Here is a 23,199-nt window from a genome sequence, read left to right as displayed (position 1 = left end):
CCCACAGGTATCTCGGGTGTGTTTGCGCTTGTCTTTCACACTAAACACTTTGGGAGCTGGCTTGCCAGCGATGAGGGCCTGGCATTCAGCAGAGAACTTCAGGACTCTCCCACAGGTATCTCGGGTGTGTTTGAGCTTGTCTTTCACACTAAACACTGTGGGAGCTGGCTTGCCAGCGATGAGGGCCTGGCATTCAGCAGAGAGTTTCAGGACTCTCCCACAGGTATCTCGGGTGTGTTTGCGCTTGTCTTTCACACTAAACACTGTGGGAGCTGGCTTGCCAGCGATGAGGGCCTGACATTCAGCAGAGAACTTCAGGACTCTCCCACAGGTATCTCGGGTGTGTTTGAGCTTGTCTTTCACACTAAACACTGTGGGAGCTGGCTTGCCAGCGATGAGGGCCTGACATTCAGCAGAGAATTTCAGGGTTCTCTGTTTTGCTCCTCTTCATACCGATCCAGGGTATCCCGCGCAATTTCCCTTCCCAGCGCGATCAACTCCGGCGCCTTGTAGAACTCGAAAAACCGGCACACCCGCTTCGGCACGTTGATCAGGATGTCCGGCGGATACCCCGCAATCTTGTACTGCGCCAACGAGGTCTGCATCACCTCGAAACTCTGGTTGATCAAGTCCAGCAATGACGCCGGCCCCACGTTATCGATGATGAATGAACCGGTTGCGGATTTCGGTGCGCCTTCACGCTCCGGGGCGGCTGCCGGTTGCTGGTTTTCCGGTTCGGCGCCTTCAATCCAGGGATTGATTTCAGCGGCCTGCGCGCGCAGCGCTTCCTGCTCCAGTTTCAACATCTTCTCTGCCTGGGTGCGACGGAACGGCATCTTCGAACCGAGCGAATTGATCAGGCTGTCGAACCGCGAGCGGAAGGCGGGCGGGCGCTGGATCACCGGTAATTTGTAATGCCGCTGGTTGGTCGAGTTGAGATTGACCGCGATGATCAGATCGCAATGACTCGACACCACCGGCACGATCGGCAGCGGGTTGAGAATCCCGCCGTCAACCAGCATCCGGTTGCCTTGCATCACCGGGGTGAACAGGCTGGGAATCGCCGCCGAAGCGCGCATGGCCTGATGCAGACAGCCTTCCTGAAACCAGATTTCCTGCTGGTTGGTGAGGTCGGCGGCGACTGCGGTGTAAGGAATACGCAGGTCTTCAATGTTGATATCGCCGACGATCTTGCGGATCTGACCGAAGACCTTTTCTCCGCGAATCGCGCCGAGGCGGAAACTCACGTCCACCAGGCGCAGCACGTCGAGGTAATCCAGGCTTTCGATCCAGTTCTTGTATTCATCGAGCTTGCCGGCGGCGTAGATCCCGCCAACCACTGCGCCCATCGAACAACCGGCAATACAGGCGATGTCATAACCGCGTCGTTCGATCTCTTCAATGACTCCGATATGGGCGTAACCCCGGGCGCCACCGGAGCCCAGCACCAGTGCGACACGCTTTTTCATCAAACTTCCTCCCGACAAGGTTGCACAATGCACCCATCGGGCAGGGGGCTCAATCGCCGAGGTCGTTCTGCGCGCCGATGACGTCGTTTTTTCGATACTGTTTGACCACTCGGCGCTATCCTCTGGCCATCGCCTATTCATGGGGCGGCAAGGCACTTTTTCGCAGCCTTATCGTCTTACCTGCACGACTGTTGACCTATCTTTGAGGTGTGAGTGATGAAAGCCTGGATCTGTGTACCGTTGTTGGCCCTGGCATTGGCCGGTTGCGCCGGTAAAACCGCTTACCGCGACAGCTGCGGCAGCCAGCTCGACACCGCGTGGCATGAGCTGGACCTGGCCAAGGCCGAAGGCTTTGCCGGCACCGTGAGTTATTCCAAAGCGCTGTCATTGCTGACGGCCGCCAAGACCCAGCAACAATTTGAAGGCTTCGAAGGCTGTGCGAACAAGGCCGAGAAGGCGCGTTTCTATATTCGCGAATCCCGCGCCGGCCGCTAAGCTGCTGACTTGGCACAAGTCGGCTGAGGCTGTGACATTGCAGACTCAGTCGACAGGCTTTTTGAATCAGGGAGCAAGTGATGTCTGCGTTGGTTGACGGCTTGGTGGCTCATGTCCTGAGCCTGGAAGTACGATTGCTGGCCTGTCAGGCGCGCCTCACCGCGCGTACCGACCCTGAGGCGCTGCACGATCTGCGCACCACGGTGCGACGCTTGCGCAGTCTGTTGCGGCCGTTGCGCGGCTTGCCGGGTGTCGAGCAACTGGAAGACGCAGCGTCGGCGGTCGGCCAGTTGACCACGCCGTGGCGTGATCGCGAAGTGCTGGCGGCGTATCTGCTCGAACACGATCAACCCGAAGCCGCACAGCGACGCATGGCGCAGATGGCCGAAGCCTACCCGGCGCTGGCGGCGAGCCAGGAAGTGGCCTCGCTGCTGATGATCCTCGACGCTTTTCCGCGCTTCTTGCGTGCCTCGCAGCGTCAGGGCCTGCTCAAGCGTCTGGGCAAGCGCATCGAAAAACGCCTCGGCAAACAATGGGAAAAACTCGACGAAGCGCTGCACGATCCGGCCCATGACCGGCATCGTCTGCGCCTGCTGATCAAGCGTGTGCGTTATGGCATCGAAGCTTATCCCGAACTGGATCGCTTGCCCGAGTCAGCGCTGGAACGGCTGAAATCCGCGCAAGGGGCCTTGGGTGATTGGCACGATTGCTGGCAGTGGCTGGCGCGGGCCGAGCTGGAACCGGACCTGCAGCCATGTGTCGCGACCTGGCAGGCGACCATGATCAAGGCTGAAGCCAAGGCCGATCGGGTGCTCGAAAAACTCAGCTCATCCTGTTTCAAATAATCTCGCAATTTCCCTTCGGCAGCTCCTACAGGGGTTTTTCATTGGGTTTGAAATCGGTGTAAGGCCTATCTGTCTGCCCATTTGACCGGAATAGACGCTGCGGCGCCCTGCGTGGCTGGTTAAGATCCTCGCATTCATTTTTCGTTTTTTGAGGTTGGCATGCGCTTTAGCGATCTGCTTGATGCGGTCCGTCGTGGTCCGGAACTGACCATTCCCGCCGAATGGGGTCAGGGCCGCGCGAGTTTCGGTGGCCTGGTGGCTGCGCTGCAATTCGAGGCCATGCGCGCCAGGGTGCCGGCGGATCGCCCGGTGCGTTCGCTGGCGATCACCTTTGTCGGCCCCGTCGAGCCCGAAGTGCCGGTGCAATTCGAAGTCGATGTTCTGCGGGAAGGCAAAGCCGTCAGCCAGGTGCTGGGCCGGGCGATGCAGAACGGTCAGGTGGTGACGATCGTCCAGGGCAGCTTTGGTGCCTCACGACCATCAGAGGTAGCGGTTGAAGCGTATCCCGCTCCGCAAATGAAGCACTGGGACGAATGCCAGGAGTTGCCGTACATCAAAGGCGTGACCCCGGAGTTCATGCGCCACCTGGCGATGCGCTGGACCAACGGCGGCATGCCGTTCACCGGCACCCCATCGCGGCTGATGGGCGGTTGGGTACGTCTGCGTGGGGATGTGAAAGAAGAGCCGGTCAGTGAAGCGCATCTGCTGGCACTGGTGGATGCGTGGCCACCCGCGCTGTTGCCGTATCTGAAAAAGCCTGCACCGGGCAGCACGTTGACCTGGACCATCGAATTCGTTCAGCCGCTACGCGACTTGAGTACGCTGGACTGGTGCCAATATCTGGCAGACATCGAGTACGCCGCCGACGGTTACGGCCATGTCGCCGCCAAGCTGTGGAGCGCGCAAGGGGAACTGATCGCCATGAGTCGCCAGACTGTCACGATCTTTGCCTGACTCGATGCCGACGCTGGCGCTCACGCTTCCAGGTGGTGACCGTGGCGCTGTAAACCCAGCGCCGCGACGATGCCAATCACACCGATGGCCACGCTGACCAGGCTCAGGCTGAACACACCGGAAACGATCAACAGAAACGCCACGATGAACAACGGCACTGCGATCAAGTGCAGCACCTGATGGGTCGGATGCTGTTGATTGCCCGGGTGGGTGCGCCATTGCCACGCGGGAAGGTTGGGGTGACGTTTGCCCATGTCTGCTACTCCTCGATCCGTGTTGAACACATGGGTGAAGAATAGGCCGGGGCGTGAAGGGCGGCGAATCAAGCTTGGCTATGAACGCGATAGGCTTCATCGCAGGAATTGATATTGACCGGGCTGACGCCATCGAGGGCAAGCTCGCTCCCACTGGCTTGAACGGTGCTCACATAATTTGCGTCCGCTAAAGATCCCTGTGGGAGCGGGCTTGCCCGCGATGGGCCCTCAGAGTTTCAACTGTCCAATGGCTTTGCTCAGTTCCCCCGCCAACGTCGCCAACTCATTACTGGTCGTCGCCGAATCCACTGTCTGCTGCACGGTGTTCTCGGTCACATCGCGAATGCTCACCACCGCCCGATTCATCTCCTCGGCGACCTGACTTTGCTGCTCTGCCGCGACCGCGATCTGCGTGTTGCTCTCACGCATCTGCGCCACCGCTCCAGTGATTTCCGCCAGCGCCTCGCCCGCTTCCTGCGCCTGCTGCACACAATCGTCAGCCTTGTACGAACTCTCCTGCATGAAATCTACCGCATCACGCGTGCCGGCCTGCAACGCCGACACCATGGTGGTGATCTCGTCGGTGGAGGTCTGCACGCGTTTGGCCAGGTTGCGCACTTCATCGGCGACCACCGCAAACCCACGGCCCATCTCACCAGCGCGGGCCGCCTCGATGGCGGCGTTGAGCGCGAGCAGATTGGTTTGTTCGGCGATGCTGTGAATCACGCCGACCACGCCGTTGATCTTCTGGCTGTCCTCGGCCAGCCGTTGAATCATCTGCGCGGTCTGTTGCACGCCGCTGGACAGGCCGGTAATCGAATGCTGAACCCGTGCCACCACTTGCTGGCCGCTGCCGGCGAGGGCATCGGCGGTTTGTGACAGATCGCGGGTGGCGCCGGCGTGCTGGGCGATGTGGTAAACGGTGGCGGTCATTTCGTTGATCGCCGTGGCCGCCTGATCGGTTTCACTCTGTTGGCCGAGCATGCCGTGACGCACTTCGTTCATGCTCGACGCCAGGCGCGCAGCCCCGACATCCAGTTGCCGTGCGGTATTGGCGACAGTGGTGACGACGCGCTGATAACCGGCCTGCATCGCATTGAACGCATTGGCCATCTGCCCGACTTCATCCTTGCCGGCCAGCGGCACGCGGGCGCAGAGGTCGCCGCTTTTTTCAACGTGCAGCATCACGTCTTTCAACGTGTTCAGTTGGCTGAGCAGGAAGCGGATCAGCAGTTGCGAAGCGCCAAGCATGGCAAGCATCAGGATGAACACCGCCACCGCGTAATTGGCGAAGCGCTCCCCGAACACTTGAGTCAGGCTGGGGCCATAAGCGACGACCGCGACTTGCTGACCGTCGGCGCGGCTGAAAACTTCGGCACCGAGCAGCAGGTTGTCGCCGAACAATGGCAGGTGATTGATCTCGTGCCAGCCATTGCTTTCGGTGATCTCCAGCAGCGGCTGATCGTTGAGGCGCGGTACTTCGCCGCGTTTAAACGTCAGCACTTGCTCGGCCTTGGGCAGCGGTTGCCCGACAGGCCAGGCCTTGAGCAACTGCGCCTGAGTTTGCGCCGACGATTGGGCCGCGTGACTGCGCGCCTGCTGTTCGAGTTGAACGGCATATAGCACCAGCAGCAGGGTGGTGACGAAGGCGACCGCGTTGACCGCCCAGAATTTGTATTTCAGCGAGATGTTGCTAAGCCAGGCACCCATGGAGGTCTTCTCTGATAGCGGAAACAGTTTTGGCAAGGTGCCAGCATTGTGCCGCTATGCAGGGGAGCCTATTTGATGTGGGTCAACAGATCCGGTGGTGAAAGAAAAAGATCGCAGCCTCCGGCAGCTCCTACAAGGGAATGCCGTCCATGTAGGAGCTGCCGAAGGCTGCGATCTTTTGATGTTCAGGCCACTTCAGGGAGACCAAAAAATGCCCGGCTGCTAGCGGTCGTGTGCGCCGCCAGATCTTCTTCGGTCTCACCCCGATGCAACGCCACCTCACGCAACACCTCAGTCAGATACGCCGGCTCATTGCGTCCGTTCTTCGGTTTCGGTCGCAGGGTGCGTGGCAGCAAATACGGCGCGTCACTCTCGAGCATCAGCCGCCCGCGCTTGACCTCCTTGACCAGCGGATGCAGATGCGTGCCTCGGCGCTCGTCACAGATCCAGCCGGTAATGCCGATGTGCAGATCCAGGTCGAGATAGCTGAATAATGCCTTTTGTTCGCCGGTGAAGCAATGCACCACGGCGGCGGGCAGTTGATCGCGGAAATCCTTGAGAATCTCCAGCAGGCGCTGACTGGCATCGCGCTCGTGCAAGAACACCGGCAATTGCAGTTCAACGGCCAGTGCCAGATGCTCTTCGAGGACTTTTTCCTGCTGCGGGCGCGGCGAGAAATCGCGGTTGAAATCCAGCCCGCATTCACCCACCGCGACCACGCTGGATTCCTTCAGCATACTGCGCAGGCGTCGGGCGCTGTCAGCGTTCCAGTCACTGGCCGAATGCGGGTGAATCCCGGCGGTGGCGAACAGTCGTTGACCGCTTTCATCCAGATGCTGGCAGAGTTCCAGCGCCTGCTCGCTCCCCTCGACGCTGGTGCCGGTCAGCACCAGTTGGCAGACCCCGGCGGCATAGGCGCGGTCGAGTACGGCCTGGTGTTTGTCGGCGAAACTTGGGTTGGTCAGGTTGACGCCGATATCGATGAGTTGCATGGTTGCTACCTCGGGCCGAAGGCCGGAAAGCATACCAGAGCTGTAGATTCATAAGAAAAGCCAAGAACTACAAAGACTTATCGCTGTCTTTTGATGCCGCGAAACAGCTTGGGTTGGCAGCAATGCCATCACTGTGCCAGTCTCTCGCACGTTGCCAGCGCTCCAGGCGCTCTGTTTTCGTCGGTGATTTCAACCGTTGCGCGGTGATTTTGCCCCGTATCCTTTCCGGAGAGTGGATGATTCGTCCCTCGGTTTTGCTGCTGTTGTGTGCATCGTTGCTACTGCCAATGACGGCGGTTGCGCGTCTGCCCGGGCCGCTACAAGCCGTGCCCGCCGCCAAAGTCCGCGATCTTTCGGAGATTCGCAGCAGCCGCGTGTTGCGGGTGCTGGTCAACCAGAGCCGTAACAGTTCCGGTGAAGTCCAGGGCCAGGCCATCGGCGTCGAATACCATCGCCTGCGTGCCTTCGAGCAATACCTCAATGGCCACTCCCGGGATGGCCAGGAAATTACCCTCAAGATCATTCCCAAAGCCAAGGATCAACTGCTCGGCGCGTTGCAGCGTGGGGAAGGTGACCTGGTGGCGCCCGGGGAATTGCTCGAACTGCAACCGGGTTATGCGGTGGCCAGCAGTGAACCGATCGCCAGCAACGTGCCGTTGGTGCTGGTGGGCATCAAAGGCCAGCGGCGCTACACCAAGGTCGAGCAACTCGCCGGTAAAACCCTCGCGTTGCCCACCGGCAGCGCAGCAGGGGAGGCGATCAGTCAGCTCAATCAAAAACTGGCGTTGCACAAACTCGCGCCGATCAAGATCGAATGGGTCGATCCGACGCTGGCCGTCGAGGATGTGCTGGAGATGGTTCAGGGCGGCATTTTTCAACTCACCGTCGTTGAACTGCCGATTGCCGAGCGCTGGGGCAAGATCCTGCCCAAGCTGCGTGTTGATCGACAACTGGTGATCAGTGAGCCGGGTGAGGAAAACTGGTTCGTGCGCCGTGATGCGTCGATGTTGCGGGCCAGCGTCGACCGCTTCATCAGCGGTTACAAGAAACCGGCGAACGAAGACGCGGCGTTTCTGCGCATTTATCGCCGGCTCTATCAGGTTCACTATCCATTGGCCAAGGCCGACCGTCAGCGTCTGGAAAAACTGCGCCCGACCCTGCAAAAACATGCTGCTGCACAAAATATGGATTGGTTGAACCTGGCAGCGCTGGCGTTCAAGGAATCGGCGCTGCAGCCCAACGCCCGCAGCGGCAGTGGCCCGACCGGACTGATGCAGATCACGCCATCCGCCGCCCAGCGCGTCGGCGTGAACAATATCCAGAATCTTGATGCAAACGTGCAGGCCGGGGCCAAGTACCTGGCGCTGATCCGCCGCAAGTTCTTCAACAGCCCCAAACTTAACGAGCGTGAACGCATGGCGTTCACGCTGGCGGCCTACAACATCGGCCCCGAGCGAGTGCAAGGCATGCGCGCCGAAGCGCGGCGCCGTGGACTCAATCCCAACCAGTGGTTCTTTCAGGTCGAGCGTATTGCCATGGAGCAGGTGGGAATGGGGGCCGTCAGCTATGTTAATAGCGTGAACAAGTATTACTTGGCGTTCGATCGGGAGCGGGAGTCGTTGGAGCCCGGCGGACAGAAAGTTGTCTCACGGAAATAATCAAATAAATCGATTGTTATGGCGAAATATTTGCGCTTTAAACATGAAAATAACTGATTAATATAGCGGCCAACCCACACACACTTTCGCAAAACAAGGAACGCAACATGAGCTCTCTGATCAACAAGGTACTGTTCACCCGCGCTGGCTACGGCCTGACCATCCTGCGCATCGTAGTCGGCGTGATCTTCGCCGCTCATGGCGCACAAAAACTCTTCGGAATGTTCGGTGGATATGGACTTGCCGGCACTGCGCAGTACATGGAGAGCCTGGGTCTGACGCCGGGTTACGCCATGGCCGTCCTGTCGGGTGGTACCGAGTTTTTTGCTGGCCTGGCGCTGATCATCGGCCTGCTGGTTCGTCCGGCAGCCTTGGGTTTGACCGTCCTGTCGCTGGTGGCGATCTTTACCGTGCACATCAGCAACGGTCTGTTCATGGCCAACAACGGTTACGAGTTCGCCTTGGCTTTGCTCGGTGGCAGCCTCGCGGTACTGATCGAGGGCGCCGGCAAGCTATCGGTGGACCGCGCCATCGCCGGTTGACCGCTCTGGCTCAAGCAAAAGGCCCGCATTGTGCGGGCCTTTTTTTGTTGTGGCTGATTCTTGACACTGATCGGTCACGTTCTCTAGGATGTTGCCCATGCGCCGATTTAAACAGCTACTTGCGGGGCGCCAGGTGACTCGATCAGTCACCGTCAGAAGCCGGAACAGGGCTTCGAAATACCGCTAAAGCGCTGGTTCGGTGTTGCCTCTCACCTGCCATGCAGACTTTTGAGGCAGAGACACGACCAATGAATGCATTACGCCCTCCAGCACGTCCCGCGCCGATTACGGCACATATCACCCAGCGCAATCCAAAAATCCTCCTTGGCGGTAAACATCAGCCGACGCTGTTGCGTTATCTCGACGGCTGGCCACGGCGCAGCGGCGGTCCTGCCGCGTTCCTGATCCAGTTCGTTGAGGACGGTGAGTCGCTGACGCGTTTTGCCAGTGACAGTTTCGATCTGGCGGTGATTCAGTCGCCGAGTCAGGAAGAGGCCTCTGAAATGATCAAGCAACTGGTGCGTGTCGCGCGGCAGGGGCTGATTACCCGTCGCTGATTACGGGTAATCGATCGCCACGATGTAAACGCATTGTTCGCCGGTCGGGGTTTGCACGCGCACTTCGGCATCCAGCGCCTTGCCAATCAAGGCGCGGGCCAACGGCGAATCAATGCTGATCAGGCCCAGCTTCAGATCCAGTTCATCAGGGCCAACGATGCGGTAGCGCGATTGCTTGCCGTCTTCGTCCTCGATGGTGACCCAAGCGCCGAAGTAGACCTTGTTCGGATCGCTGGGTTTTTCGCTGACAACCTTGAGTGCTTCCAGACGTTTGGTGAGGAAGCGCACACGACTGTCGATTTCGCGCAGCATCTTCTTGCCGTAGGTGTATTCAGCGTTTTCCGAGCGATCCCCCTGAGCCGCCGCCTCACTGACCGATTGCGTCACTTGCGGGCGGCGCACGTGCCACAACTCATGGAATTCGGCGCGCATCCGCGCTTCACCTTCAGGGGTGATCAGCGCGGTGCCGGCGGTGCGGGGAGGGCGATAACGGCTCATGGCAACTTCTTGTGGTGACGAGCGCTTGAGTCTATCAACCCTCGCGCAACACTGTCAGCGGACTTGCGTTGAGTGCCCGGCGCGTGCCGAACACGCCAGCGCCGCCAATCAGCACTGCGCCAATCAGCGGTAGCACCAGCAGCCACGGATGCGGATGCCACGGCAGATCGAACGCGTATCGATACAGCACCAGACTCACCACTTCCGAGCCAATCGCCGCGAGCAAACCGCTGACCGCGCCGAGCAGGCCGAACTCGATGCGCCGGGCCTTGATCAGCAATTGCCGCTCCGCACCCAATGCACGCAGGAGCGCACCTTGGCGGATGCGTTCATCCAGCGTCGCTTGCAACCCGGAGAACAGCACGGCCATGCCCGCCGCCAGGACAAACAACAGCACGTATTCCACCGCCAGAGTGACCTGGGCGAGGATGCTGCGCAGCTGTTCAAGCAAGGCTTCGACCTGAAGGATGGTCACCGCCGGGAAGGCGCGCGACAGTTCGACGATATGCTGGTCGTGACCCGCGGCCAGATAGAAACTGGTCAGGTAGGTCGCTGGCAGATCCTTCAATGTGCCGGGCTGGAAGATCATGAAGAAGTTCGGCTGGAAGTTGTCCCAGTTGATATCGCGCAGGCTGGTGACTTTCGCTTCGCGATTGACCCCGCCAACACTGAACACCATGTGGTCGCCCAGCTTGAGCTTGAGGCTCTCGGCAACTTTGCCTTCCACTGACACTCCCGGTACATCACCGGTTGGCTGGTCGGTCCACCACGATCCGGCTGTCAGTTTGTTGCCGGCGGGCATATCCGCGGCCCAGGTCAGGCTGAGGTCACGTTGCACCGCGCGGTCGCCGGCAGAATCCTTGCTGACGATTTGCTGCACCGGCTCACCGTTGATGCTGATCAGCCGCCCCGGCACGACCGGGTACAGCGGCGCCGCTTGCGCAGACACCTTGATCAGGTGATCGGTGAAAGCCTGTTTGTCCGCCGGCAGAATATTCAGGGCAAAGTAGTTCGGCGCGTTTTTTGGCAGCTGGTTTTGCCAGGTGTCGAGCAGTTCGCCACGCAACAGCGCGATCAGCGCCATGGACAACAGGATCAGTCCGAAGGCCAACGATTGACCCGCTGCGGCCAGTGGGTGGCGCAACAGTTGGCCGAGGCCAAGACGCCACGGCAACGATGCACGGGCGAGCATCCGCCGCAGGCTTTGCAGCAACAACAGCAACAGGCCACCCAGCACCAGCGCAGCGACGACGCCACCGCCGAGCAGTGCGAACGTCAGCAGCAGATCAAGGCTCAGGCGCCACATGATCAGGCCTAGAGCGCCCAAAGCGGCACCGTAAACCATCCAGGTACTCGATGGGATCGGCAGCATGTCGCGGCGTAGCACGCGCAATGGCGGTACACGACCCAGCGCGGCGAGCGGCGGCAGGGCGAAACCTGCCAGCGCCACCAACCCGGTGCCGATCCCGGCGATGGCCGGAAACAGGCCGCCCGGTGGCACATCACTCGGCAACAGATCATGCAACAGCGCAAACAAACCCAACTGTGCCAACCAGCCAAGCAAAGCGCCGCTGAGGCTGGCGAGCAGACCAAGTACCGTCAGTTGCAGGCTGAACAACACCATGGTTTCGCGGCGTGACAAGCCGAGGCAACGCAGCAACGCACTGGCATCGAAACGACGGCTGGCGAAGCGATTTGCCGACAGAGCGACGGCCACCCCGGCCAGCAACACCGCGACCAGGCTGGCCATGTTCAGATAGCGTTCGGCTTTGCCCAACGCGCCACCAATCTGTCGGTTGCCGTCGCGGGCATCCTGAATCCGCTGGTTCGCCGCGAGCCCCGGTTTGATCAACTGTCGATAGGTTTCCAGCGCTTGCGGCTCGCCGCGCCACAGTTCGCGGTAGCTCACCCGACTGCCGGGCTGCACCACTGCGGTGGCGGCAAGATCGTCGAGATTGATCAGCACCCGCGGCGTCAGGCTGTAGAAGTTGCCGGCGCGATCCGGTTCGTAGGTCAGCACCCGGGTCAGCTTCAATGTCTTTGAGCCGACATCAATGCTGTCGCCGATCTTCAGATCCAGCGCAGTCAGCAGACGTGCCTCGACCCAGGCTTCGCCCGGTTGTGGTTCGCCACCGGTCTCTTCAGTGGCGAAGGGCGCCGGCGCGCTTTTCAGTTCGCCGCGCAATGGATAAGCGCGATCAACCGCTTTGATGCTCGACAACTGAATGCCGTTGTCGGTGGCGATGACGCTGGAGAACTCCACCACTTGCGCATGGTTCAGACGCAGTTCGGTGCCGCTCCTGATCTGCTCCTCACGGGCCGGCGAGCTGCCTTCAAGCACCAGGTCTGCGCCGAGAAACTCGGTGGCACGCAACATCATGGCGCCGTTGAGGCGAGCGCCGAAATACCCGATGGCGGTACTCGCCGCCACCGCCACGACCAGGGCGAAGAACAATACCCGCAATTCTCCGGCGCGGGCATCGCGCAGCAGTTGGCGGATGGCGAGGCTGAACAGACGCAATAGCGGCAGACGTGCCATCAAGGCTCCAGTGGGGCGACCAACAGCCCGGCTTCAAGACGGATCAGGCGCCGGCAGCGGTGGGCCAGGCGTTCGTCGTGGGTCACCAGCACCAGCGTGGTGCCGCGTTCCTTGTTCAATTCGAACAGCAAGTCGCTGATGCGTTCGCCGGTGTGGCTATCGAGGTTGCCGGTGGGTTCATCGGCGAACAGCACGTCAGGTTCGGCAGCAAACGCCCGGGCAATCGCCACACGTTGTTGCTCGCCACCGGACAATTGGCGCGGAGAGTGCGTCAGGCGCTGGCCGAGGCCGACCCGTTGCAGCAATTGGGTGGCGCGCTCACGGGCGTCTTTGCGGCCATCAAGCTCCAGCGGCAACATGACGTTTTCCAGGGCATTGAGGCTGTCGAGCAATTGGAATGACTGAAAGACGAAACCAACGTGCTCGGCACGAATGCGCGCGCGCTGGTCTTCGTCGAGACCGCTCAGGTCCTGGCCGGCGAGCGTGACTTCGCCGCTGCTGGGCAGGTCGAGTCCGGCGAGCAGGCCCAGGAGGGTGGATTTGCCGGAACCGGACGCGCCAACGATGGCCAGGCTGTCGCCCTTGTTCAGTTCCAGGCTGAGTTCGTGCAGGATAGTCAGTTCACCTTCCGCGCTGGAAACCACTTTGCTGAGGTTCTTCGCGGTGAGAATGCTTGCGCCCATGGAGAATCCGATGCGAGTGTGGTTTTTGAGTGCTGGCCTGGCCTTGATGTGCATGGCCCAGAACGCAGCGGCGGGTACTGTCCTGATCGTTGGCGATAGTATCAGCGCCGGTTTCGGCCTGGATACCCGTTTGGGGTGGGTGTCGTTGCTTGAGCAACGGCTTGAACAGGAGGGTTTCGACGATAAAGTGGTCAATGCCTCCATCAGCGGCGACACCAGTGCCGGAGGCCAGGCGCGGCTGCCCGCGCTGCTTGCAGAGCATAAGCCTGATCTGGTCATCCTCGAACTGGGCGGCAATGACGGCCTGCGCGGAATGCCGCCAACGCAATTGCAACAAAACCTTGCGGCGATGATCGACAGTTCGCGACAAAGCGGCGCGAAGGTGCTGCTGCTGGGCATGCAGTTGCCGCCCAACTATGGCAAGCGCTACACCGATGCTTTCGCCGAGGTTTACGGCAAACTCGCCGACGACAAGAAAATCCCGCTGGTGCCGTTTTTCCTCGACGGCGTGGGCGGTCATCCGGACCTGATGCAGGCCGATGGCCTGCACCCGGCGGCCGGGGCTCAAGGCAAGTTGCTGGAAAATGTCTGGCCGACGCTGAAACCGCTGCTTTGAGGCTTTTCTAGCGGCAGGCTTTCGGCTAATGTGGCGCCCCCTTAATCGGAGGCCCCGATGTCGCGTTCTGCCTGGTCCCTTTTTGCCTATCAACTGATCGAGCCTGACGAGCAGCTGGATCTGTTCGCCTGCCAGGAAGTGCGGGTGCATCTGGTGACACGTCAACTCGAACTCGGTGGCTCGGCCGATCGCACCTTGTGCGGCAGCCTGCTGCCGGCGCAACCGCGCTGGTCGAGCGTGGATCGCCGGGTCTTTCAGGACCAGCGGCTGTGCTCGCTGTGCCGGGCGATTCTTGAGTCGCAGAAGCGTGGCACTTCGCCGATCTGGCCCGAGTTGCGTTTCGAGCTCTAAGATAAAAAGAGCGCAGGCACGGTCTATCGGCCTGTCTCCCCGAATATTCCAAGTGCGGTGTACAATCGCGCTCTTATACCCTTGTTGATCACGCGAAGGATTTTCCGGATGTTGCCGCGCTTTCCTGCCGTCACCCGCTGCCTGTCACTTGCCGCCCTGTGTGTGGCCGGTCCCGTTGCTGCATTGGAGCTTCCCTTGCCACCACCCGGTGAAGACATCGTCGGCCAGGTGCAAGTGATCAAAGCCAAGTACGAAGACACCTTCGCCGATCTGGGCACCACCTACGATCTGGGCTATTCGGAAATGGTCGCAGCCAACCCGGGCGTCGATGCCTGGCTGCCAGGTGCCGGTACCGAGATCGTTCTGCCGACGCGTTTCATTCTGCCGCCGGGCCCGCGTGAAGGTATCGTCATCAACCTTGCCGAATACCGCCTCTATTACTACCCCAAAGGCCGGAACGTGGTGTACACCTTCCCGCTGGGTATCGGGCGTGAAGGTTGGGGCTCGCCGATCGCGCACACCACCATCACCGCCAAAACCCCTAATCCGACCTGGACGCCTCCAGCGTCGATCAAGGCTGAACACGCCGCTGATGGTGATCCGCTGCCAAACGTGGTGCCGGCCGGTCCTGACAACCCGCTGGGCCCGTTCAAGTTCACCCTGGGCACGCCGGGTTACCTGATCCACGGTTCGAACAAGAAGTTCGGCATTGGCATGCGCACCAGTCACGGTTGCTTCCGCATGTTCAACAACAATGTGCTGGAAATGGCTGGCATGGTGCCGGTCGGGACTTCGGTGCGCATCCTCAATGATGCGTACAAGTTCGGTCGCAGTGGCGGCAAGGTCTATCTGGAAGCGCACACGCCGATCGACGAAAAAGGTAATCCGTCGGTGGTCGACAAGCACACGGCGGTGATCAACGCGATGCTCAAGCGTGAAGACATCACCAACAACCTGCGCATGAATTGGGATGTGGTGCGCGATGTAGTCGCAGCCGAAGATGGCCTGCCAACCGAAATCGGTACGCCTGGCACCTCGGCGCCGATGGTCTCCAGCGCCCCAATCGATCTGCAGCAGTAAGCTCAAACAAAGAACCCGCCGATGCGTGAGCGTCGGCGGGTTTTTTATTGTCCGGACAAAAGCATCCGGCACAAAAAAGCCGACCCAAAATATGGGTCGGCTTGATAATAATCCCGAAGGACTATTACTTGCGGCTAGCTTTTTCCAGCATGCGCAGAGCACGCTCGTTAGCTTCGTCAGCAGTCTGTTGTGCTTTTTGAGCAGCAGCCAGAGCTTCATCAGCTTTACGGTAAGCTTCGTCTGCACGAGCCTGGGAGCGAGCAGCTGCGTCTTCAGTAGCGGTCAGACGTGCTTCGGTTTCTTTCGATGCGCTGCTGCAACCGGTAGCCAGAACTGCGGCCAGAGCCAGAGCAGAGAATTTCAGAACGTTGTTCATCGTGTTCCCCTTCAAGGACTTTCAATTAAGTGGCTGTCTCCTCCGATTGAGGAAATAGCCGGCGTACATACTACCCATTACTTGTAGTAAGTAAACTGACGTAGAGCAAGAAGCAAAAAAATTGTAGGCGCTGATTCTTTTTCGAGCAACTTTTAACTGGTCTGTTTAAAAAACAACCAGCTGCAAGCCCCGCGCTGAGCGAGTCAAACAGAAAAAGTTCCCGTCATGGCGTGTTGTTTTTGCAGTGTTGGCTAAAGTCTTTCTAGATGAATTCGTCCACACTTTTGTTCCGATTTTGCGTGCTGCTTCGCTTATCTTTGTCCATGTTGAGGTGACTTTAAAAAAGGTTGCACGTCTTAAGTCTCAACATCCGGCAATGTTCAGGTAAGCGGCCCGGGAAGATCTGCTCCCAAACCGTCCCTGCGTCCATCGGAGCAACCCGCGTCAACCCGCTTGATGACGAGCGTACCTTGAGCAATTTTGCCAATGGTGCCTACTATTTATCAGGTGCTCGGTTGTACGAGATCGGTGTGTCTCTTCTCGGTGTCGATCAGGCACGGGGTGGCGTAGATGTTCCTTCGCCGGAAAAACATCGGTAAGGTAGGGGTCAGAATCCAAGACCCGCGAGGAGTAGTGATGAGCGAGGCGTTGTCCATCCACCATGACCAGGCTGGTCATCAGTTCGAGACCAATGTGGACGGTCATCGTGCCTACCTGACCTATATGGATCTGGGGAAACAGACCCTGGATATCTATCGCACGTTCGTGCCCAACGCCTTGCGCGGTCGTGGCATTGCGGCGGCGCTGACGGAAAGCGCGCTGCAATATGCCGAAGAAATGGGCTACACGGTGATTCCATCCTGCTCCTACGTCGAGCGCTACATGGAGCGTCACCAGCGCCGCGCCGCAAAGATCTGAATCGAGCACACAAAAACGCCGGGCAATGCCCGGCGTTTTTTTATGCCTGTAAAACGCGTATCAGCTGCGCTGGCGTTTTGGCAGAACATCCTTGAGCTTGGCGTGCATGCTGCGCAGGGTGTTTTCGGTAGCGGACCAGTCGATGCAGGCATCGGTGATCGACACGCCGTATTGCAGATCGGCGAGGTCTTTCGGAATCGCCTGGCAGCCCCAGTTCAAGTGACTCTCGACCATCAGGCCGATGATCGACTGGTTGCCTTCGAGGATCTGGTTGGCGACGTTTTCCATCACCAGCGGTTGCAGGGCCGGATCCTTGTTGGAGTTGGCGTGGCTGCAGTCGACCATGATGTTCGGCTTGATCTTCGCCTTGTTCAACGCCTGCTCGCACAGCGCAACGCTGACCGAGTCGTAGTTCGGCTTGCCATTGCCGCCACGCAGCACCACGTGGCCGTAAGCGTTGCCTTTGGTGGTGACGATCGACACGCCACCTTCCTGGTTGATCCCCAGGAAACGGTGCGGGCTGGAGACCGACTGCAAGGCGTTGATCGCCACGGTCAGGCCGCCATCGGTGCCGTTCTTGAAACCGACTGCCGAGGACAGGCCGGAAGCCATTTCACGGTGAGTCTGGGATTCGGTGGTACGCGCGCCGATGGCCGACCAGCTGATCAAGTCCTGCAGATACTGCGGGGAGATCGGGTCGAGGGCTTCGGTCGCGGTCGGCAGGCCTTTTTCAGCCAGGTCCAGCAGCAACTGACGACCGATGTGCAGACCGTCCTGGATCTTGAACGAGTCGTCCAGATACGGATCGTTGATCAGGCCTTTCCAGCCGACGGTGGTCCGCGGCTTTTCGAAATACACGCGCATGACCAGATACAAGGTGTCGGAGACTTCCGCGGCCAGCACCTTCAGGCGCTCGGCGTATTCGTGGGCAGCCTTGATGTCGTGGATCGAGCACGGGCCGATCACTACGAACAGACGGTGGTCGGTGCCATCAAGAATGTTGCGAATGACTTCGCGGCCCTTGGTGACGGTGCGCAGGGCGGCGTCGCTCAGAGGGATATCACGCTTGAGCTGATCAGGTGTGATCAGGGTCTCGTTAGAGGCGACGTTTAGGTCGTTGATCGGTAAATCAGCCATCGTTTACTCGTCAGGTCACGGGTGCCGGCCGCCAGCGATCCCCGCGCGGCGGAGCACAGCGGATTTAAGCGCGTCGGGGAGCGGAACCTTAGCGCGTCAGGCGCTGCTCGACAATGGGCAAACGCCGCTTTAATCCAGCACTGGCAGGGTAAAAGCCTTGCTCACGCTGTCATGGGAGAACTCGTCGGCGTGTTGTTCGACCCATTGCAGGGCCACCGCTTGAATATTCTGCAGGCCATCGTGGGCGTCGTTGATGCGGCAGTAGCGTTCAATCTGACACACCTGCTCACCCATTCGTGCACTGAACAGCGTTTGTTCGTCAGTGAAGGCGATGCCCACCAGATAACCTTTTTTGCGGCGCAGACACCAAGCCACATAGCCCGGAAAACACATGTCGGCGTTGAGTGTCGGCAGCCGTACTTGCAGCGCCGTGCCATGGCGCCAGGCACGGTGGTAATTGCAAGCGATGCCGCCGAGGCTGATAGTGTGCAGCTGTTGCCTGGAAATACATTCGGGCGTGAGCAACGTCAGTTCAACCGGCACTTCGTCCGGATGAGGAATGAAACGTCCCATGAGCACAGACTCCCTGTGTCAGCCATTTGACATTGTTTCCCCCAGTATAGTGGTCGAATCCGAACTGACCGATTTCGACGCCGACCAAAGGCTGTTGGCGATGAGCGGCGTTTCGCTGGTGATTTTCACCAGCGTCGGCTGCGCCAGTTGCCGCTTCGCCCGCGAAGTGCTGCCGGGATTCGCACTGGCGGTGGATCGTCTGTGCTGGATCGATGCGGGCAACAACGGCGGTCTGGTCGAGCGTTATCAGGTCTTTCATTTGCCGGCGCTGTTTGTCGTGCGCGACGGCGAGTTCTTTGGTGCATTGCACACGCGCCTGACAGCTGACGCACTCAACACTGCATTGGCGCAGGCACTGGTTCGAATTGCAGAGGAGTTGCCATAAATGGGGACAATCAACAAACCGGTGGTGGGGATTATCGGCACCGGTGCGATCGGCGGGTTCTACGGGTTGATGCTGGCGCGGGCGGGGTTCGATGTGCACTTTCTGTTGCGCAGCGAATTTTCTGCCGTGGCCGAACGTGGCTTGCAGGTGGACAGTGCGGTACATGGCCCGCTCAAGCTCGATCCGGTGCAGGCCTATTCGGCAGCTGAAGACATGCCAAAATGCGACTGGCTGCTGGTCGGCGCCAAGACCACCAGCAATGCCGGGCTGGCGCCATCGATCATTGCGGCGGCCAAGCCAGGCGCGAAAGTGCTGGTGCTGCAAAACGGTCTGGACGTCGAAGACAGCCTGCGCGAATTGTTGCCGGACTCCCTGCATCTGCTCGGCGGTCTGTGCCTGATTTGCGTGCATCGCAACGGCCCGGGTCTGATCACCCATCAGGCGCTCGGCGCAGTCAACGTCGGTTATCACAGCGGCCCTGCTACTGATGATGTGGCGCGCATGGCCATCGTCGAAGTGGGTTCCGAGTTGTTCCGTGCCGCCGGCATTGATTCTCAGGCGATGCCCAATCTGCATCAGGCGCGTTGGCAGAAGCTGATCTGGAACATTCCCTACAACGGTCTCTCGGTGCTGCTCGGCGCGGGCACCACGGCGCTGATGGCCGATGCTGACAGTCGCGCGCTGATCCAGGCGTTGATGGCCGAGGTTGTGCAGGGCGCCAAGGCTTGCGGCCAGGACGTGGCGCCCGGTTACGCCGACTTCCTGTTTACGATGACCGAGAAACTGCCCGACTATTGGCCGAGCATGTACCACGACTTTGTGCACAAGCGACCGCTGGAACTGGAGGCCATCTACGCCAGGCCCCTGGCGGCGGCGAAAGCGGCAGGGTGTGAACTGCCGCGCATCGAAGCGTTGTATCGAACATTGAGTTTTATTGACCGACGCAACACGTGAGTCGGTTTTTTGCGCAGGGTGGGGGAAGGCATGGCGAAAAACATTGATGACAAACTGGTGCTGGCGATTTCGTCGCGTGCCTTGTTCGACCTGAGCGAGAGCCACAAGGTTTACCTGTCGAGCGGCGTCGAAGCGTACCGGCAATATCAGATCGAACACGAAGACGAGATCCTCGCGCCGGGTGATGCGTTCCCGCTGGTGGAAAAACTCCTGAACCTGAACAGTCGTCTCGGCCGTGCACGGGTAGAAGTGATTCTGGTGTCGCGCAACAGCGCCGACACCGGATTGCGCGTCTTCAATTCGATTCACCATTATGGTCTGGCCATTTCCCGCGCGGCGTTCGTCGGTGGGCGCAGTCCTTATCCCTACCTCAAAGCGTTTGGTTGCGACCTGTTTCTCTCCACGCATGCCGAAGACGTGCGCGCTGCGCTGGATGCCGGTTTTGCGGCGGCGACGATTTTGTCCGGAGGCGCCAGTCGCGCAGCCAGCGATGAATTGCGCATCGCCTTCGACGGTGACGCCGTGATTTTTTCCGACGAGTCGGAGCGGGTTTATCAGTCCGGTGGGCTCGAAGCATTCCAGGCCAAGGAACGAGAGTCGGCGCGTGAGCCATTGCGTGGCGGGCCGTTCAAAGGCTTTCTGGCGGCGCTCAATCTGTTGCAGCGCGAGTTCCCTGACGACGACTGCCCGATCCGCACGGCGCTGGTCACCGCGCGCTCGGCGCCGGCCCATGAGCGGGTGATTCGCACGTTGCGTGAATGGGACATCCGCCTCGACGAATCCCTGTTTCTCGGTGGCCTGACCAAATCGGCGTTTCTCGAAGCGTTTGCCGCCGACGTGTTCTTCGACGATCAGGCCGGTCATTGCGAACTGGCCCGTGAAGTGGTCGCCACCGGCCATGTGCCGCATGGCATCAGCAACGAGCCGTCGATCTAAAGCCTCGTGCTTCAAGACGTTGCGTCTCCCGTCGTACTCGTCAAGGCACTGCTAAGCTGAATCAAATCTCCGCCATGTTGGCTAGCGAGGAGGTCATATGATTCATTCGATGCTGTATGCCACTGACCTCGGTCTGTACGCACCGTTAGTGATGCAGCATGCCTTGGCGTTGGCTAGGACATTCGATGCCGATCTGTATGTGGTTCACGCGGTGGAGCCGATGGGGCTGTTCGCCGAATCGGTGTTGCAGAGTTATCTCGACGAGCAGGCGTTGAACGAATTCCATAGCCAGGGTCTGAAAACAGTCATCGCCAATATCGAGCAGCGCGTACTGGAGAGTTTTCGCGAAGAGCTTGGGGAAGAGGGCGAGCAGGACTTGCAGCGGATTCGAGCCGTGCGCGTGGTGCAGGGGGATCCGTCACAGGTGATTCTCGACCAGGTGCAGAAACTCTCTGTCGATCTGCTGATCGTAGGAAGTCATAGCCACGGGGTAGGCGCGGAAACACCATTGGGGCGCACGGCGGCGCGGGTCCTGCAATTGGCCAAGGTCCCGGTTTATCTGGTGCCGTTGGTGGAGCGGCGGCGGCGCGAAGATCGCTGAGGCAGGAATAATGGCGCTTTGACAAAAAAGTTCTAGATTTATTCTTTAAACCATTAATATAGTTATATACCGTCGCTGATGCCCGTGGCGTCTACCTGCTTTGAGGGATACATATGAAGCTTCAACAATTGCGCTACATCTGGGAAGTGGCGCACCACGACCTCAACGTTTCCGCCACAGCCCAAAGCCTTTACACCTCGCAACCGGGCATCAGTAAACAGATCCGACTGCTGGAAGACGAACTCGGCGTTGAAGTATTTGCCCGCAGCGGCAAGCACCTGACCCGCGTCACCCCTGCCGGTGAGCGCATCATCACCACCGCCGGTGAGATTCTGCGCAAGGTTGAAAGCATCAAGCAGATCGCCCAGGAATTCTCCAACGAGAAGAAAGGCACCCTGTCGATCGCCACTACCCACACTCAGGCACGTTATGCACTGCCGCCGGTGATCAGCAACTTCATCAAGCAATACCCGGACGTGGCGCTGCACATGCATCAGGGCTCACCGATGCAGATCGCCGAAATGGCAGCTGACGGCACCGTCGATTTCGCCATCGCCACCGAAGCGCTGGAACTGTTCGGCGATCTGGTGATGATGCCGTGCTACCGCTGGAACCGCTGCGTGGTCGTGCCACAGGGCCACCCGCTGACCAAACTGCCGAAGCTGACCCTCGAAGCGCTGGCTGAATACCCGATCGTGACTTACGTGTTCGGCTTCACCGGCCGTTCGAAACTCGACGAAGCCTTCAGCCATCGTGGTCTCACGCCGAAAGTGGTGTTCACTGCCGCCGACGCCGACGTGATCAAAACCTACGTGCGCCTGGGACTGGGCGTGGGCATCGTCGCCAAAATGGCGGTCGATACCAAACTCGACAGCGACCTGGTGGTACTGGATGCCAGCGAGTTGTTCGAGTCGAGCGTCACCAAGATCGGTTTCCGTCGCGGCACCTTCCTGCGTGGTTTCATGTGCGACTTCATCGAGAAGTTTGCCCCGCACCTGACCCGCGAAGTAATGGCCAAAGCCATCGCCTGCCACAACAAGCAGGAGCTGGAAGAGCTGTTCGACGGCGTCGAACTGCCGGTCCACTGATCGCCTGCCTCAGAGCACCTCGGTAACAGCAAATTGTTGCCGGGTGCCCGCCACCAGAATCTCCACCTCATCCCCCTCGAGCTTGCCCAGCAGGCTTTTGCCCAGCGGCGAGCGCGGCGTGATGACGGTAATCGGTTGACCCACCACATCGATTTTCAAGCCTGCGGCGTCCGGCGCCAGGAACAGCCATTGCTCGCGACCCTTTTCGTCTTCCAGGCCGAGAAGGGCGCCAACCTCGATGCCACGGTTTTCGTCATAGGGACGCAGCGTCAGGTTCTGGCACAGCGCCAGTGACTGTCGGATTTCCTCGACGCGTTTCGCTTGCCCCGCCGCCAGATAAGACGCCTCAAGTCCAAGCGTGTCGTACTTGTTCTCGGCGATGTTCTCTTCGTGGGTCGCGGTTTCGTAAGCGGTTTGCGCGGCGCGTTCGGCTATATCGAGGTCGATGCGCAGCTTGTCGAGAATCAGTTGGTGGACGCTGTTTTTGTTCATGATCAATCGCAGAATTGCAAAACGTTGGCGCGGCTTTTTTCGCTGGGCGCGGTTTGGTCCTGTTGCAACCAGAACTGACATTTCGGATTGGACAGATTGCGGCGGCTGTCGCGTGCCTGATCCAGACGATTCTGTTGCTCGTTCTTGCGCAGGTTTTCTTCGTACTGGTCGAACAGTGGACTCTGCGGCGCAATGTCCGGCGCCGGTTGCACAACGGGTGGAGCCGCCAGTTGCTGCACTGCTTGGGCCACCGGCGCCAGTTGTTCGTTGAACACAAAACGCGAGAGCAGCCAGCAGGTCAGCGCGATCGCGAGGAAACCCAGCCACATACCCAAGGCAATACTGCCGGTCAAATGCAGCGCGCTAAGCTGAACAGGCAAGGGGCGACGCGGGTTGGGACGATAGGGCATGGCTGCCTCCTGGCGGATGGTTGCGGGCAAGGGGCGATTGTCGCACGAAGATTAATCGCCGTCGGCTCTTCTGCATCAGCTCATTA

Annotated in this window: 26 protein-coding genes and 1 pseudogene; 15 read left to right on the top strand and 12 right to left on the bottom strand. The window is 59.6% G+C overall.

Annotation, left to right across the window (positions count from 1 at the left end):
- Nucleotides 1-422: 422 nt before the first annotated feature.
- On the bottom strand, nt 423-1,469 hold the full coding sequence (locus AB4P97_RS14875; protein ID WP_042560326.1) for a patatin-like phospholipase family protein: 1,047 nt from the start codon (nt 1,467-1,469) through the stop codon (nt 423-425).
- Between the two features lie 216 nt (nt 1,470-1,685).
- On the opposite strand from AB4P97_RS14875, the gene AB4P97_RS14870 reads away from it, so the two are divergent.
- The 3 genes from AB4P97_RS14870 to AB4P97_RS14860 all read left to right on the top strand — a co-directional run bounded on the left by AB4P97_RS14870 (nt 1,686) and on the right by AB4P97_RS14860 (nt 3,763).
- Nucleotides 1,686-1,964, top strand: coding sequence for a hypothetical protein (locus AB4P97_RS14870; protein WP_042560325.1), 279 nt, complete (start codon nt 1,686-1,688; stop codon nt 1,962-1,964).
- A gap of 80 nt (nt 1,965-2,044) precedes the next feature.
- Entirely contained in the window at nt 2,045-2,809 is a 765-nt protein-coding gene (locus AB4P97_RS14865) for a CHAD domain-containing protein (protein WP_200616732.1), read from the top strand.
- Nucleotides 2,810-2,968: 159 nt separating this feature from the next.
- Nucleotides 2,969-3,763 (top strand): acyl-CoA thioesterase II, encoded by a 795-nt coding sequence (locus AB4P97_RS14860; protein ID WP_042560323.1) that lies wholly within the window; start codon nt 2,969-2,971, stop codon nt 3,761-3,763.
- A 23-nt stretch (nt 3,764-3,786) separates the two neighbouring features.
- On the opposite strand, the pseudogene AB4P97_RS14855 reads toward AB4P97_RS14860, so the two are convergent.
- The 3 genes and pseudogenes from AB4P97_RS14855 to AB4P97_RS14845 form a co-directional block, all read right to left on the bottom strand.
- Nucleotides 3,787-4,017, bottom strand: a pseudogene (locus AB4P97_RS14855) (terminase); the annotation flags it as partial.
- Between the two features lie 228 nt (nt 4,018-4,245).
- Complete coding sequence (locus AB4P97_RS14850; RefSeq protein WP_273877704.1) at nt 4,246-5,727, bottom strand: methyl-accepting chemotaxis protein; 1,482 nt, start codon at nt 5,725-5,727, stop codon at nt 4,246-4,248.
- Nucleotides 5,728-5,912: 185 nt separating this feature from the next.
- Nucleotides 5,913-6,719 carry a TatD family hydrolase gene (locus AB4P97_RS14845; protein ID WP_395601274.1) on the bottom strand — a complete coding sequence of 269 codons (807 nt, stop codon included), beginning with the start codon at nt 6,717-6,719 and terminating at the stop codon, nt 5,913-5,915.
- Between the two features lie 236 nt (nt 6,720-6,955).
- Here AB4P97_RS14845 and AB4P97_RS14840 point away from each other — a divergent pair, with 236 nt between their 5' ends.
- The 3 genes from AB4P97_RS14840 (at nt 6,956) to AB4P97_RS14830 (ending at nt 9,476) form a co-directional block, all read left to right on the top strand.
- Complete coding sequence (locus AB4P97_RS14840; protein ID WP_047302392.1) at nt 6,956-8,377, top strand: transglycosylase SLT domain-containing protein; 1,422 nt, start codon at nt 6,956-6,958, stop codon at nt 8,375-8,377.
- 107 nt (nt 8,378-8,484) lie between these two features.
- Nucleotides 8,485-8,919 (top strand): DoxX family protein, encoded by a 435-nt coding sequence (locus AB4P97_RS14835; RefSeq protein ID WP_047302390.1) that lies wholly within the window; start codon nt 8,485-8,487, stop codon nt 8,917-8,919.
- 248 nt (nt 8,920-9,167) lie between these two features.
- Nucleotides 9,168-9,476: a hypothetical protein gene (locus tag AB4P97_RS14830; RefSeq protein ID WP_042560318.1), complete on the top strand. Its 309-nt coding sequence runs from the start codon at nt 9,168-9,170 to the stop codon at nt 9,474-9,476.
- On the opposite strand, the gene greB is transcribed toward AB4P97_RS14830, so the two are convergent.
- From greB to AB4P97_RS14815, 3 genes are read right to left on the bottom strand one after another with little or no spacing between them, the layout of a single operon-like run.
- Nucleotides 9,477-9,974 (bottom strand): transcription elongation factor GreB, encoded by a 498-nt coding sequence (gene greB, locus AB4P97_RS14825; protein WP_025113125.1) that lies wholly within the window; start codon nt 9,972-9,974, stop codon nt 9,477-9,479. It lies immediately after the preceding gene.
- Nucleotides 9,975-10,008: 34 nt separating this feature from the next.
- Nucleotides 10,009-12,513 (bottom strand): ABC transporter permease, encoded by a 2,505-nt coding sequence (locus AB4P97_RS14820; RefSeq protein WP_395601273.1) that lies wholly within the window; start codon nt 12,511-12,513, stop codon nt 10,009-10,011.
- Nucleotides 12,513-13,196 carry an ABC transporter ATP-binding protein gene (locus tag AB4P97_RS14815; protein WP_042560282.1) on the bottom strand — a complete coding sequence of 228 codons (684 nt, stop codon included), beginning with the start codon at nt 13,194-13,196 and terminating at the stop codon, nt 12,513-12,515. The genes AB4P97_RS14820 and AB4P97_RS14815 overlap by 1 nt, the downstream gene beginning before the upstream one ends.
- 10 nt (nt 13,197-13,206) lie before the next feature.
- Here AB4P97_RS14815 and AB4P97_RS14810 point away from each other — a divergent pair, with 10 nt between their 5' ends.
- The 3 genes from AB4P97_RS14810 to AB4P97_RS14800 all read left to right on the top strand — a co-directional run bounded on the left by AB4P97_RS14810 (nt 13,207) and on the right by AB4P97_RS14800 (nt 15,243).
- Complete coding sequence (locus tag AB4P97_RS14810; protein ID WP_042560281.1) at nt 13,207-13,812, top strand: arylesterase; 606 nt, start codon at nt 13,207-13,209, stop codon at nt 13,810-13,812.
- Nucleotides 13,813-13,869: 57 nt separating this feature from the next.
- A complete protein-coding gene (locus AB4P97_RS14805; protein ID WP_007908575.1) occupies nt 13,870-14,163 on the top strand; it encodes a hypothetical protein in 294 nt (97 codons plus the stop codon).
- Nucleotides 14,164-14,271: 108 nt separating this feature from the next.
- Complete coding sequence (locus AB4P97_RS14800; RefSeq protein WP_395601272.1) at nt 14,272-15,243, top strand: L,D-transpeptidase family protein; 972 nt, start codon at nt 14,272-14,274, stop codon at nt 15,241-15,243.
- A 124-nt stretch (nt 15,244-15,367) separates the two neighbouring features.
- On the opposite strand, the gene oprI is transcribed toward AB4P97_RS14800, so the two are convergent.
- Nucleotides 15,368-15,619 carry an outer membrane lipoprotei OprI gene (oprI, locus tag AB4P97_RS14795; RefSeq protein ID WP_003183784.1) on the bottom strand — a complete coding sequence of 84 codons (252 nt, stop codon included), beginning with the start codon at nt 15,617-15,619 and terminating at the stop codon, nt 15,368-15,370.
- A gap of 636 nt (nt 15,620-16,255) precedes the next feature.
- On the opposite strand from oprI, the gene AB4P97_RS14790 reads away from it, so the two are divergent.
- Nucleotides 16,256-16,537 carry a GNAT family N-acetyltransferase gene (locus AB4P97_RS14790; protein WP_003226804.1) on the top strand — a complete coding sequence of 94 codons (282 nt, stop codon included), beginning with the start codon at nt 16,256-16,258 and terminating at the stop codon, nt 16,535-16,537.
- Between the two features lie 60 nt (nt 16,538-16,597).
- Here AB4P97_RS14790 and AB4P97_RS14785 read toward each other — a convergent pair whose 3' ends face one another.
- Nucleotides 16,598-17,674: a 3-deoxy-7-phosphoheptulonate synthase gene (locus AB4P97_RS14785; RefSeq protein WP_042560279.1), complete on the bottom strand. Its 1,077-nt coding sequence runs from the start codon at nt 17,672-17,674 to the stop codon at nt 16,598-16,600.
- A gap of 129 nt (nt 17,675-17,803) precedes the next feature.
- On the bottom strand, nt 17,804-18,247 hold the full coding sequence (locus tag AB4P97_RS14780) for a PilZ domain-containing protein (RefSeq protein WP_042560278.1): 444 nt from the start codon (nt 18,245-18,247) through the stop codon (nt 17,804-17,806).
- Here AB4P97_RS14780 and AB4P97_RS14775 point away from each other — a divergent pair.
- The 5 genes from AB4P97_RS14775 (at nt 18,246) to cysB (ending at nt 22,211) form a co-directional block, all read left to right on the top strand.
- Nucleotides 18,246-18,632 carry a thioredoxin family protein gene (locus AB4P97_RS14775; RefSeq protein ID WP_395601271.1) on the top strand — a complete coding sequence of 129 codons (387 nt, stop codon included), beginning with the start codon at nt 18,246-18,248 and terminating at the stop codon, nt 18,630-18,632. The genes AB4P97_RS14780 and AB4P97_RS14775 overlap by 2 nt on opposite strands.
- Nucleotides 18,633-19,586, top strand: a complete 954-nt coding sequence (locus AB4P97_RS14770) for a putative 2-dehydropantoate 2-reductase (RefSeq protein WP_395601270.1) — start codon at nt 18,633-18,635, stop codon at nt 19,584-19,586. It begins immediately after the preceding gene.
- Between the two features lie 30 nt (nt 19,587-19,616).
- On the top strand, nt 19,617-20,522 hold the full coding sequence (locus tag AB4P97_RS14765) for a 5'-nucleotidase (RefSeq protein ID WP_042560275.1): 906 nt from the start codon (nt 19,617-19,619) through the stop codon (nt 20,520-20,522).
- 97 nt (nt 20,523-20,619) lie between these two features.
- Nucleotides 20,620-21,123: a universal stress protein gene (locus AB4P97_RS14760; protein ID WP_042560274.1), complete on the top strand. Its 504-nt coding sequence runs from the start codon at nt 20,620-20,622 to the stop codon at nt 21,121-21,123.
- Between the two features lie 113 nt (nt 21,124-21,236).
- A complete protein-coding gene (gene cysB / locus AB4P97_RS14755; protein ID WP_042560273.1) occupies nt 21,237-22,211 on the top strand; it encodes an HTH-type transcriptional regulator CysB in 975 nt (324 codons plus the stop codon).
- 9 nt (nt 22,212-22,220) lie between these two features.
- Here cysB and AB4P97_RS14750 read toward each other — a convergent pair whose 3' ends face one another.
- Together AB4P97_RS14750 and AB4P97_RS14745 are read right to left on the bottom strand one after the other, a co-directional pair.
- Nucleotides 22,221-22,703 (bottom strand): GreA/GreB family elongation factor, encoded by a 483-nt coding sequence (locus AB4P97_RS14750; RefSeq protein ID WP_210622889.1) that lies wholly within the window; start codon nt 22,701-22,703, stop codon nt 22,221-22,223.
- A gap of 2 nt (nt 22,704-22,705) precedes the next feature.
- On the bottom strand, nt 22,706-23,113 hold the full coding sequence (locus AB4P97_RS14745; protein WP_047302375.1) for a hypothetical protein: 408 nt from the start codon (nt 23,111-23,113) through the stop codon (nt 22,706-22,708).
- Nucleotides 23,114-23,199: the final 86 nt, after the last annotated feature.

The sequence above is a fragment of the Pseudomonas sp. A1230 genome (assembly GCF_044218825.1).
In the GTDB taxonomy this organism is placed as follows: Bacteria; Pseudomonadota; Gammaproteobacteria; order Pseudomonadales; family Pseudomonadaceae; genus Aquipseudomonas; species Aquipseudomonas iridis.
The sequence above is the reverse complement of the archived record's forward strand: the minus strand, read 5'-3'. Positions and strand labels throughout refer to the sequence as shown.